This window comes from Halalkalibaculum sp. DA3122, assembly GCF_043951865.1.
GTDB lineage: Bacteria > Bacteroidota > Rhodothermia > Balneolales > Balneolaceae > JAMQKA01.
This window is the reverse complement of the sequence record NZ_JBINJF010000019.1, coordinates 1-12,394: the sequence shown is the minus strand read 5'-3', so window position 1 is coordinate 12,394 and position 12,394 is coordinate 1. Positions and strand designations below refer to the sequence as shown.

The 12,394-nt window shown below is 49.9% G+C and carries 10 protein-coding genes; 4 read left to right on the top strand and 6 right to left on the bottom strand.

What is annotated here, in order from left to right:
• Entirely contained in the window at positions 1–1,767 is a 1,767-nt protein-coding gene (locus tag ACG2F4_RS12800) for a metallophosphoesterase (protein ID WP_395261270.1), read from the bottom strand.
• A 967-nt stretch (positions 1,768–2,734) separates the two neighbouring features.
• Positions 2,735–3,319 (bottom strand): hypothetical protein, encoded by a 585-nt coding sequence (locus tag ACG2F4_RS12795; protein ID WP_395261269.1) that lies wholly within the window; start codon positions 3,317–3,319, stop codon positions 2,735–2,737.
• A 494-nt stretch (positions 3,320–3,813) separates the two neighbouring features.
• Here ACG2F4_RS12795 and ACG2F4_RS12790 point away from each other — a divergent pair, with 494 nt between their 5' ends.
• From ACG2F4_RS12790 to ACG2F4_RS12775, 4 genes are all read left to right on the top strand, one after another.
• Positions 3,814–5,115, top strand: coding sequence for an MFS transporter (locus tag ACG2F4_RS12790; RefSeq protein WP_395261268.1), 1,302 nt, complete (start codon positions 3,814–3,816; stop codon positions 5,113–5,115).
• Between the two features lie 118 nt (positions 5,116–5,233).
• Positions 5,234–5,410, top strand: coding sequence for a histone H1 (locus tag ACG2F4_RS12785; protein ID WP_395261267.1), 177 nt, complete (start codon positions 5,234–5,236; stop codon positions 5,408–5,410).
• Positions 5,411–5,717: 307 nt separating this feature from the next.
• Entirely contained in the window at positions 5,718–6,200 is a 483-nt protein-coding gene (locus tag ACG2F4_RS12780; protein WP_395261266.1) for a PH domain-containing protein, read from the top strand.
• On the top strand, positions 6,193–7,668 hold the full coding sequence (locus ACG2F4_RS12775) for a PH domain-containing protein (RefSeq protein ID WP_395261265.1): 1,476 nt from the start codon (positions 6,193–6,195) through the stop codon (positions 7,666–7,668). Before ACG2F4_RS12780 ends, ACG2F4_RS12775 begins: the two co-directional genes overlap by 8 nt.
• A gap of 13 nt (positions 7,669–7,681) precedes the next feature.
• On the opposite strand, the gene ACG2F4_RS12770 is transcribed toward ACG2F4_RS12775, so the two are convergent.
• The 4 genes from ACG2F4_RS12770 to ACG2F4_RS12755 form a co-directional block, all read right to left on the bottom strand.
• On the bottom strand, positions 7,682–8,152 hold the full coding sequence (locus tag ACG2F4_RS12770; RefSeq protein ID WP_395261264.1) for a hypothetical protein: 471 nt from the start codon (positions 8,150–8,152) through the stop codon (positions 7,682–7,684).
• Positions 8,153–8,716: 564 nt separating this feature from the next.
• Positions 8,717–9,829: a fatty acid desaturase family protein gene (locus ACG2F4_RS12765; RefSeq protein WP_395261263.1), complete on the bottom strand. Its 1,113-nt coding sequence runs from the start codon at positions 9,827–9,829 to the stop codon at positions 8,717–8,719.
• A 421-nt stretch (positions 9,830–10,250) separates the two neighbouring features.
• Complete coding sequence (locus ACG2F4_RS12760) at positions 10,251–10,631, bottom strand: response regulator (protein ID WP_395261262.1); 381 nt, start codon at positions 10,629–10,631, stop codon at positions 10,251–10,253.
• Positions 10,632–10,756: 125 nt separating this feature from the next.
• Positions 10,757–11,596: a ZIP family metal transporter gene (locus ACG2F4_RS12755; RefSeq protein WP_395261261.1), complete on the bottom strand. Its 840-nt coding sequence runs from the start codon at positions 11,594–11,596 to the stop codon at positions 10,757–10,759.
• Between the last annotated feature and the right edge of the window lie 798 nt (positions 11,597–12,394).

The following is a 12,394-nucleotide window of genomic DNA, read 5'->3' as shown; positions in this document are numbered from 1 at the left end:
TTATTTGATGACAATCGGATCTTCAATAAGCCCGTATTCCAAATGGTCTCCAGCCCTGGGCACATACCGCGGGGCGCCTTTTCTGAGGTCTCCCTCTGCTTTTACCCAGTGTTTGTATGCCCGGGGAATTTTTATTGGGTAGAGGGTAAGGCCCTCGTCACTCAGATGGAGACGTACAAAATTCTTGTGATTTTCTCCCCGGAATGAGGAAAAAGCCTCCGTTTCGTGGGTCTTCAGCAGCAGGGTGGTGCTCATCAGGTAGAATCCCATCGCAAATCCGCTGAAAAGCCATCCGAAAACCAGGAGCGCCAGGGCGCTTAATCCAATGCCAGAAACGGTATCGGGTAAAAACCCGCCCACCCCAAAAACAAGGTAGTAAGTGAGCCATACTGCTGAAATAAGCAGCACAACCTGCAGTGCCCCGTGCATGAGGCCCGCAATCCAGGAGGCAGCCGGCTTTTTGCGTTTGGTATCTGCGAAAGCAAGGATTCCGGAAAAAAGCAGCAATAACAGCAGGGACAGACCGGGGCTTCCCGCCAGGAGGGTGGCTGTTGAACTGCAAACCCGGGCCCATTCAGTCAGTCCTGTTGCGGCCCACGTATGCATAACAGAGGCCGATCCGGTGCCGGAGGTCCCGATAATCCAACCGAAGAGCATATAAACAAATCCAAACAGCGCTCCGAACCTCAGGTTTATAAAGGGAAATTTGAGATTATTCAGCGCCATTCGCCGCGATTCACTTTCATCCGGGAAGGCTGCACTCTTTTCATATGTTCCTTCCTCCAGGTTTAGCTGGTCGGGCACCTGGTGGGTGGGATGGGCAAACGCCCCTCCTCCGCCGGCCGTTATTTTCCAGTCTGGCGGATCCTTTTCAGTATTTTTAAAACTGGTGTAGTGATGCATGTCGCCGGTGAGCATCAGCCGAAAATTCAGCTTTTTCTCTTTCTTTTTAGTGTAGCGGCTGGTAAAAAAACGGAGGTTGCGGTACGGTTTGTCATCCGGCTGGTATTCCTGGTATACCCAGACCGGCTCTGAGGTACATAAAATAATTCGGTCGCCTTTGGAAGCCTGCTTGTGCATCTCGTCAAAATAGTCGATCTGGGGTTTGTCAATATCGGCGCTAAGCTGGATGTCGATGCCCCAAAGCCACCAGTTGTGAGGGAGCTTTGCTGCGAAATAGCTCCGTGTCTGTCGCGTCTGCCAGCCGCCGATCCAGCGCTGCTGGCAAAACAGTTTAAGAAAGCTGGAAAGCCCGTCGTACCAGTCGTGATTGCCTGGGATTGCAAAAAGGGTGGGAGGGTCATCGGTTTTATCGACATAAGACAGGGACGAGGTGTAGGGCCCCACCAGCCGGTTTTTATATTCCAGGGGAGTGGCCGTGGGATACACTTCGTCGCCCCCCATTACCAGTATATTTCCTCGTTTGAGATGATGCTTGTTTCCTTGCCGGTCTGCCGCTGACAGCGACTCGCGCCCCAGCAGGTAAGCCACACTGTAGGTTGAATCCCAGCCCGACCCCAGATCAGAAACGTAGTCCATCCAAAGCTCGCTTCGTTCGGAGAAATCAAACGGTTTCATCGCCTTTTGGTTCCGTTCCAGGGCGGCCTGGATTTCCCGTTTGTCGGCATAGTCTCCAAATACGGCGGATACAACCGCCCTCATTCCCGTTGAGGCAAGCTGGGCGGGGCTGTACCAGTCGACCATGTCCATCCGTTCAAAGGAATCCAAGCTGTTTGGGGACCCGGATTCTGTATTTTTGTTGTCCATAAAATTCTCGCAAATTTCGATTTTTGTTAGCTGGTAACAGGTAAAAGAAATGGTTTGAAGCATGCAGGGAGGGGATCAGGGCGATCAAAAATGGGACGCGTTCCAACGGGGAGTTCGATTCGGCTTTGATCTTGATCCCTGGCACCGGAAACAGGCATGTGCAGACACCTCGCACTCCACTCATGTGAATCCGCTGAAATGCGGGGCATCAATGTTAATCCTGGTATGTTGTATTTCATCCCTTTCGATCCCTTCATTGAATGATGCTTGATGCCTGCAAAGCTCTCCTGTTAACTATATTGCATATCCCAAAAGTTGAGTGTTTCCAAACGCGAATGAGACAAATCCACCCGAATATTCACGAAGGGCAGTGCTGTTTACTCGCGGAGACTCGTATAATTTTTGTCCCTCGATACCCACCCATATTAATATGGGCCCGTCACCTCTGTCGATAATGTATCAAGATGAAAATTTTAAAGAGGGCTTTGCAAAACCCTCAATTCCCTGGTCTGAGGGATTGTACTCCCGTTAAAAGATCAATAAGGTCGCGGTAGTACAACTACCTCCCAACAAAATAGCAGGTTCTGCAAAGGTTCCTCAAATACAGCGAATATCTCAACATGTCTCTCAACCGTTCCCGTATCACATTATCTCTGCAATTTACCACAGTTCAAGAGCTTATCGGGGTTGAAGTTGTTACAATTTAATAATTGCTTTTTAAAAAGCTATTAATTTTTGCGTAAGATGTTGTTTTATTTTGTTTTAGAAGAGGATACGGTCATCTGTGCAGCAAAAAGTTGTCAAATTCTCAGCTTTTTTTCAGGCGGAATTCCATTTTCAGTGTATACCAGACCTTATTAAAAAATAAAATAATTTTCTCGGATGCAGGATTCTGCCTTCAAAAGTATTTGACTCGGGCCGACGTTACATTTTCTGCTGTTCAACTGCGAGAAGGAGGATCGAGGGTTCACTCATTCATCAGGTCCAGCAGCCGGTCAATCTGTTTCTGCTCGGTGTTTTGGATGGTTTGTTCCGCGGCGCTTACCTCCATCTCTCTGAGATAGCTCTTTTGGGCACTCTCCTCATCTGAGGTCTCCCGGGCAACGAGGTCGGCCCAGAGACGGTGAAAGCGCGCTGCCTGCAGCGCCCCCTGATAGGGATCCGGATTGACACACTCACGGGTGGCCAGAAATGCCGGGGCGTTCGTAGACCCGTGCTGCAGCCCTACCGTGTTGGTGGCAACAGCCGTGCCCTCGGTCTTTTGGTAAAGGGTTTCGAGTTGCGGGGTGTCAGCCTTGCCGTAGACCGCCTTTTCTGCAAGGTCAAGCATTTTCGCCTGGATCGGTTTTAGCTCCCTGTTGGTTTGGTGGGCACACCATATGGCAAACTTGCGCAGTTTGGCAGTTTCTCCCTCCTCACTGAAATACCGGAGCAGGGAGGTGACGCGATCCTCTTTCTGGTCGATCTCTTCGCCGGTTTCCCCGTCAATTACGATAATTTTATGACTCTCCTCGTCATAAATGTAGATATAGTCTCGGGCGTTGGAGGTCATAAAGGTTCAGGTGTTTTGAAGTTTGTGTGGATGGTTCACAACAGTCGAATGATACCAACAGGTATTGTCCTTCAACTGCTGACTCGCAGTAAATATTGTTTCGTGTTCTGATTTTGCAAGGGTCTGTTGTCACCCTGCTAAAATGTTGAACAAACTTAAAAAAGCATCGTTCAACTGTAAACAGAAAAGCCTCTCTTTCAGTTCTTCGGTACCCAAAAAATTAGGAGAATTTGCAGCTGAATATTACCAGCACCGGTTCATGGAAAAAATCAGGGTTTGATCAAGAGGACCAACACCTGCTCGAAAGAGCAAAAAAGAGAGCTCGGTTCAAAGCAGTTCTTCGGCCACATTCACTGACAGTAAAGACACCTATTCTGAGCTTGTCACAGAATCTCCTATATTCGATACTGATTTTCCGGGTATACAGCGGATTGCACAGTCCGCTACCGATTATTCTGCAACTTCATCCGGCGTTTTAACCAAACAGGTATTCTATGAAAGATATTCGGGATGGGAAGGTTTCACGATGGGCACTTTTCTCATGGGCTCTTTACGACTGGGCAAATAGTGCTTTTTTTGCCGTTATTCAGACGTTTGTATTTGCTACCTATTTTGTTTCTTCGGTGGCTGAAAGCGATGCTTCCGGCAGCGCCTGGTGGGGAAATACCATCGGAGCCGCCGGACTTGTGATCGCCGTTTTGGGACCGGTACTGGGATCGATTGCCGACCAGACGGGCCGTCGCAAACCGTGGATCCTGGGCTTCAGCCTGCTGTGCATCGGGGCCACCGCCCTGCTTTGGTTTGTGGAACCCGGCAACGATTACCTGGTCCTGGCACTGGCGCTTATCTTTCTCGGTACGGTCGGCTCCGAAGCTGCAATCATCTTTTATAACGCCATGTTGCCCACGCTCGTTGAAGACAGGCGGATGGGTCGCTGGTCGGGCTGGGCCTGGGGATTGGGGTATGCCGGGGGACTCGCGTGCCTGGTCGTGGCCCTTGTTGTTTTTATACAGGTGGAGGTACCCCCGTTTGGCCTTGAGACGGCCGGGGCCGAGCATGTACGGGCAACATTTCTACTGGTGGCGGCGTGGTATCTCGTATTCTCTATTCCCCTGTTTACGTCTACGCCGGACCTGGAGCGAAAAACGATCAGGATCGGGGACGCCGTGCGCAGTGGCTGGAGACAGCTCAAAACCTCACTTCGGAATGTGCAAAAATATAAGCCGATTGTGCGCTTTTTGATTGCACGCATGATCTTTATTGATGCGCTCGCCACAGTCTTTGCCTTTGGGGGAATCTACGCGGCGGGAACGTTTGACATGAACGAGCAGGATGTGATGATCTTCGGCATTGGACTTAATTTGACGGCCGGGGTGGGAGCAGCGCTCTTTGCCTGGATCGATGACTGGGTGGGCAGCAAGAAAACGATCCTCCTTTCGCTTGCGGGACTGATTGTGACAACAACCACGGTACTGTTGGTAACGGCTGAGCTGTGGTTCTGGGTATTTGGACTGCTGCTGGGTGTCTTTGTCGGCCCGGTACAGGCTGCCAGCCGTACCTATATGGGACGTATTGCACCGGAACAGCTCCGCAACCAGATGTTTGGCCTGTTCGCTCTCTCCGGAAAAGTGACGGCATTTGTGGGACCGATCCTGGTCGGTTGGCTCTCCTACCTGGCCGGGAGTCAGCGAATCGGTATGAGCGTTATCGTATTGTTTTTTATGATCGGTATGGCTCTCATGTTCGGTGTTCCAGCTGTCACCTCCCCGAAAACATTAGAAAATGAAAACAGGTGATCGATTTATCCGGTAAAGTGATACATTAGCTGCTGTATAAATTTCAGCATTAGCTGATAACTAATCGGGGCGCAGTGATAACCGCGTCAATTAACAATAATCCAATAAGGAAAACTAAATGAGTCGATTTGATGAAATCAAAACATTGATCAGCAGCCTTGAAGGCGATATGGATAAATTTTATAAAAAAGGAAATAAAGCCGCTGGTACGCGTGCCAGGAAGGGCCTTCAGGAACTAAAAAAGCTGGCCCAGGATGTTCGCCTGGAAATTCAGGATGTTAAAAACCGGTCCTGATTTTTAAGTTCAGGATACAGGATATAAGATAAAAAGCCACGGCTCACTGTGGCTTTTTTTATATCCGGGCTGGCTTGCAGAGATGGTGTAATTTTATGGAGGACTTTCCGGAACATCCGTTAAAGAAAGTACGGCCACAATTGGGTTTGTGTCATTAGTATTTGAATGCTTACTATACGAGGGCTTTGCAAACACCTCTATTATATGAGGCTTTGGTAAAGTACGCAATAAATTTCATGTTCTGATCCCGTGCGGATAAGAAGATGTATTGAATTGACAAGTAACACGCACCGCTAACAGCAGTATAGTGAGATCTCAACCACAGCACCGATTACCGAAAACAGCGATCAAAGCCTGGCGTATCAGTGGAATGATCTGGGCGTTCATTCTCTGCCTGATTACTCTTTTCCTGGTTTTTTTGACTCTTCAGGGGGAGGGACCGCCCTGGTGGTTCAATATACTGGTGGGAATATGTGCGCTTGTTGTCACTATTGCGGCAGCTACTGTTTTGCCGAGCCTGCGCTGGAAGCGGTGGCGCTACCAGATCGACAGGCACGAGGTCGACCTGCGGCGCGGTATTTTCGTGATCAAGCGAACCCTGATTCCCGTAAAACGCGTTCAGCATGTAGATACCCGGCAGGGACCGATTTTACGGAAGTATGGACTCTCAAGTGTGGCGATAACTACGGCAGCGACGACCCATGAGATCCCGGCCCTCGACGATGAAACTGCGGATGAAGTTCGCAACCAAATTTCTAATTTTGCCCGGCTAGCCGAAGAAGATGTTTGAATCCCGCCGACAACATCCCGTAGCGGCCATTACCAAAGTGCTCGAAATTGTTCGGGGCAACTTTATTACGATTCTGGTGATCCTGTTTGTCGGGGGAAGCGGGGATGAGGAGACCCTGCTGAACCTGACGTGGATACTGGGCACCATCGTCGTGCTGCTGGTCTGGGGCATTTTGTCGTGGCTCCGTTTTTCCTACCGGATTGAAGAGGACCAGCTCGTCATTGAGTCGGGCGTGCTGATGCGGCAGAAGCTGTATATCTCCAAAGATCGTGTGCAGGTGATCGATATAACTTCCGGGATCCTGCAGCGCATGTTTGGGTTGGTGGAAGTACAGGTCAAGACGGCGGGAAGCAGCTCAAAAGAGGCGAAGATAAGTGCTGTCTCCAAAGAGGTTGCCCGCGAACTCCGGGAAAAGCTGCGGAAAGAACGGACGGATGCGGAGGAGGCCGATGATGAGGAGACAGCGGTGGAAACGCCCCGGAAAATATACCGCCTGGGTGCAAAAGATCTGGTTGTTGCCGCCTCGACCTCCGGGAGGCTGGGGGTGGCCCTTTCGATCGTGGGTACGGTATTTTCGCAGCTGGACCAGCTGGTTTCCGATGAGCAGATGGTTCGCTACCTGGAATCGATGGTCCCGACCACGGCGAGCACGTCACTGATTGTCAGTTCGGTCATTTTTATCCTGGTGGTCTCGTGGATACTCTCATTTCTCGGAACGGTCATTACCTACGGAAATTTTTCGGTTCAGCTTAAGGAGGATGAGCTGGTTATATCCCATGGGATTTTTGAACAGAAGCAGCTCACGATACCATACAACAGGATACAGGCAGTCCAGGTTAAAGAAGAGCTGCTGCGGCAGCCGTTTGGCTATGCGACGCTGAAGCTGGACAGCGCTGGCTACGGCGACCAGGGAGGCAAATCGGTGATGCTTTTTCCCCTCATCCCGAAAGCAAAGGTAGCGGCCTTTGTGGAACAGGTATTGCCGGAATATGCCGAGCAGACGCCCGCCGTTCGACCTCCCCGCCGATCGGTGCGCCGCTACATCGTACGAAGCGTGCTGACGGCACTGGCGATTGTCATTCCGCTTTGGCTGCTGCTTCCACTTAGCTACTATTCCCTGCTTTTGCTGCTTCCGGCCCTGTTCCTGGGATATCAACAGCACAAGGATGCAGCTATCGGCATCAATAACGACACGATGATCCTGCGCTACCGGTTGTTGAGCAGGAATACGGTGATTCTCAAGCGCTATAGGCTGCAAACCGTACAGGTCAACGCCAACCCGTTCCAGGAAAGGCAGGGTCTGGCTCATTTTACCGTTACGGTTGCTTCCGGCAGTGAGGGTCACCGGTTTACGGTGCGCGACCTGGATGTGGAGACAGCCCTCGGTTTTTGGGAATGGCCTTCGGTCCATGCCGAGCAACGCGAGTTGGCTGCCGAACAGTTGAAATTGAAGCTGCCGGGATTTTAGTTAGCCAGGGGTTCTACAGGAACAGGTTGTAGTAGATCCCCAGGGTCGAAACCCCGTAGATAATGTGAATCACAAACAGCTCCACCGTCACCCCGATTCCCCACTGGTGGCCGAACATGCCGGGATCACTCATCGCCTTCCCCTCACCAATATGGGGATGCTCGGAGGAGAGAATACCGATCATGGCCCCGATAAAAATGCTATGGGATACTCCATACATGATTCCCGCCGGCCAGTTGGGCGTAACGGCCATGGCGGAAAGAGTAAAAACGTAGAATATTCCCCAAAATGCTCCCAGCAGCAGGTGAAGCGTCATGCCCACGGTATACGCCCTGCTGCGATCTTCAATCGGAACAAAACGGGTACCCAGCAGCCACGGAATATCAAGGTTATATCCCACCGCTTTAAACAGATAGATAAACAATGCCATAACCGCCGCTCCGACGATACCGGCCACACCAGCAAGAAATAAGTTGACACCCATAATCGTTTCCTCCCAACATTGTATTTGGTTGTTCTGGTTTTAACCGCTCTCTTTTCAGAAACTCGTTACGGATCAGGCTTCCGATAGCCGACATAGCTGCCTCGTCGGTCGATGTGGTACTTCAGGAGGAAGCCTCGCAGAAAAATGGCACTATTTTATCAAACGTGATATCCCTTTGGTCTTTCAATACACAATATGGTTTGACAGAGAACTTTGCGCAACCCGCAATGCCTCGTTCTGAGGGAGTTGTACTCCCGTCAAAAGGTCAATAAGGTCAGTAGTACAGCCACCTTCCAGCAAAATAACAGGTTCCGCAAAGGTTCCTGACAATAAATGTTCGGTCCAATGAGGTTGACCTCGCAACTGCACGTTTCAACGATGTAGTCGCTTACTTTTCCGAAATAAGGGATTCCAGCTGTCCTTATGAAAATATTTTACGTTTGCTACTCATAACAGGTAATCCTGCTGGATTCAAATTCCAGCTGCAGGCCTGTTTTCCCCTATTCGGACGAAATTATGACCGGCATTAATTATTGAAACCGTATAAACAAGATAGCTAAAACATTAATATGATGGCAGATGTTCAGCAGGGACCTGCTTGTACTGCCCGAAAATTTTGAGCGTGCGGTAGTGAGAGCGGATCGCCTTGTAAAACGATTCATTGTAGTTGTAGGGGACGTCATACTCGTCGGCGACTTCCCTGACAATTCGGCTGATCGCCGGATAGTGAACACTGCAAATTTTGGGAAACAGGTGATGCTCGATCTGGTAATTGAGTCCCCCGATATACCAGGAAAGCAGCTTGTTGTCGTGGGCGAAGTTGGCGGTGGTTTCCATCTGGTGAATCATCCATGCATTTTCGATATTGCCCTCCTCATTTTGTTCAGGATGTTCAGTCCCTTCAACCACGTGGGCCAGCTGGAAGATGATACCGAGGATGAGGCCGGCGGTCAGGTGTACCACTAAAAACCCGATCAGCAGCTGCCACCAGGCGATGGGAAGCAGCAGGTAGGGGATAACCAGCATATAACTGTAGTAGAGCAGCTTTGTCACGATCAGCGTGACCCACTCGGAAAACGGGTGGGTTTTATTTTCGTAGGGACCCAGGTTGGGTTTCAGGAAATACCAGTAGTCCTTGACAAATACCCAGAACAGGGTGGCAAAACTGTAGGCAAAAAACGCCAGGATGTGCTGTGCGCGGTGGATCGGTTTGTGTTCTGCATTGGGGGAGAGCCGGATGAATTCCGCAACTTCAAGATCTTCATCGTGTTCGTAAATATTCGTATAGGTGTGGTGTATCACATTATGGGTAATCTTCCAGATATACCCGTTGGCTCCCATCAGATCAAAGCTGAGTCCAAGAATATTATTGACCTTCTTGTTGGATGAATAGGCCCCGTGCAGGGCGTCATGCGAGATCGAAAACCCGATTCCGGCCATGCCGATCCCCATCACAAAACAGAAAAAGAGCATCTGAAGCGGAGAAAACCAGCCGGTAAGGATGAGTGTATAGGCCCCAAAATAGAGCGAAAGCAAAACGACGGTCTTGACGACCATTTCCGCATTTGCATGTTTTGAGAGCCCGTTTTCTTCAAAATATGCATTGACCCGCTGCTTTAGATCTCTGGCAAAGCCTTTGCCCTTGCCTCGTTCAAAGGAAACTCGTGTTACACCCATTAGATAAGTATTTAACCCACATTACTATTAAGCAGGTTAGTTACGGTTTTATCTGCCCAAAACAAAATAGCGTGGGCCGGTGAAATGACTGGTAGAAAAGTAAACTTATTTCCGCCTTTTCATTTGGAGAATGGCACTCCCTGTTATCTCCCCTTGAAGTGGAGGGCAGGGAGTTGTAATGAATGCGGAAAGATTCTTGATAGAGGCGATTACTGGGTTATATGTTTATGGATTATGGCACTGGGTCATGTAAAAATAGGAATATTCAGGTTTGCTGGGACGCAGCTAACATTGATGCTGCAGATCACCACGGAATAGTAGTTTTGACAGAATTTTGTATGAACGATCTGTATAGATCAGGATGATCGGTGTTTATCCGCGTTCTGGAAGTAACGGCCGAAATCCAGGATTTGACATCATCCTAGTTGCCGGTAAAATAGTTGGATATCGCTTCTTTCAGGTCATCCATACGGACCGGTTTGATCATATATTTCAGGTATCCCAGCTGTTTAGCCCTTTTCTGATTGTAAAGATCCGAATTGCCCGTAATATAGATTACCGGAATATCCCTGTCTTTTTTGATCTCCCGCATTGCATCTATCCCATCCGTATCATCCTTAAGCTGGATATCCATCAAGATGAGATCAGGACTTGTAGTCAGTGCTGCTTTAATGGCACCCTTACCGGTCGTAATGGTGTCCACAATTTGGTGATTTAGTTTTTCGATCATCCGTTCCAGCACCATGGAGATGATCATGTCGTCTTCAACAATCAGGATTTTTTTTGCAGCGGTGGCACTCACGGCAACTGAATTTAATGGGCTTTGCAACGCCCTTGTTATGCTTTGTTTCAATGGAGGGCAAACATAATAAATTCAGAGGTTCCCGGGCTATAGTATTTGGAAATTCTAACCCAGATAAGATCTTTTTAACCCAGAGCGACGTCCAAAAGCATCATGATGCTGAACCCGATCATGGTTCCCATGGTCGCTATATCGGTGTTGCCAGAGAGCTGGGACTCCGGGATAAGTTCCTCCACGACTACGTAGATCATGGCACCCGCGGCAAACGCCAGGGCATACGGCAGGATCGGCTGAACAAGCAGCACCGCCGCCGCCCCGATTACGCAGGAGATCGGCTCCACGATTCCCGAAAGCTGACCGTACCAAAAACTTTTTCCAACCGATACGCCCTCGCGCCGAAGGGGGACGGAGACGGCGGTACCTTCGGGAAAATTCTGGATGCCGATGCCCAGAGCCAGGGCGATGGCGCCTCCCACGGTGGCTCCGCCCGCCGCTTCAATACCGGAGGCGGCCGCTCCAAACAGCACGCCGATAGCCAGACCCTCGGGAATATTGTGAATAGTGATGGCCAGCACCAGCAGCGTGGCCCGGCGCCAGGAGGTTTCCGGTCCCTCGGCCTCCTCCATCGGAAATCCAAGGTGGAGGTGGGGCATGTAGGCATCGCAAACACGCAGGAATACGCCACCGACTAAAAAGCCGATAACCGCCGGCAGCCATCCGGGTATTCCCTGCGCTGCCGCCATCTCTATACCCGGGGCGAGCAGTGACCAAAAACTGGCTGCTATCATCACCCCCGCGGCAAAACCCAGCATGGCATCCAGCACTTTTTGATTGATTGTTCGGAAGAAAAACACAAGAGCTGCTCCCAGTGCTGTCAGGGTCCACGTAAAAATTCCGCTTAGTAAGCTCTGGTTGATAGCCCCGAGCGAAAGAAACCATTCCTTAAGTTCAATAAAATCCGCCATATGAAAATACCTGTATTTCAAAATGATTAAAGCAAAGAATAAGAAAAGTTGATTAAAACAAAAAATAAATTAGCCAAGGCTAAAATGATTTTTTTAGGATGTCTCCGGACAGGAAATTGATATTTCCGGGTGCCGCAGCGACTTAATTATCTCGGGATGAGGGATTTTCATTTATTGGTGAGTCGACAACGAACTGGAAACACTTCAGGAAAACCCAAGATATTTACGTTTGCATGTACTTTGTTCGTTCTTGATCTTTCAAAAAGTGAACAGGGAAGGAGGATAACGAAGCCTTAATATGAAACAGGAGACTATTTTCCCCAACCGAGGTGTCCCTTTTGTCTTGATACAAAAGGAACCAAAAAATCAAGGCGGTGAATGGGGCACCCGCTGCAGCCTGTGCAGGCGTGGATGTTGATGGTCCGTCACGCAAGTTGCCCGCTATCAAAGCCCTCACCGGTGCAACATCCACAAACGCCGGCTTCGGCCTCCGCGCCCCATTCAAGGCCGGGAAAGACCAGGTTGTATATTTTGTAGCTCGCTCCCTCGTCAGACAGAACTTCTTTCGGTCTTGGGCATGGTGCTATACCTCGTTCATACGATCTCCCCCTTCAGGACGGGTCCTCTCAATCCGGCCTTGGATTTATGAGCCGTCTGGTGCAAACGCAGCGGCGGCGCGGGTTAGTTATTTGTTACCGGTTACTAGTATTGGATTGTTGACAATATGGTAGCAAGCAGCCCTCGGGGTCTGGGGAATGGCGGCACGCAAAAGGGGAGAGGCGGCCGGCGCTTGAAAGC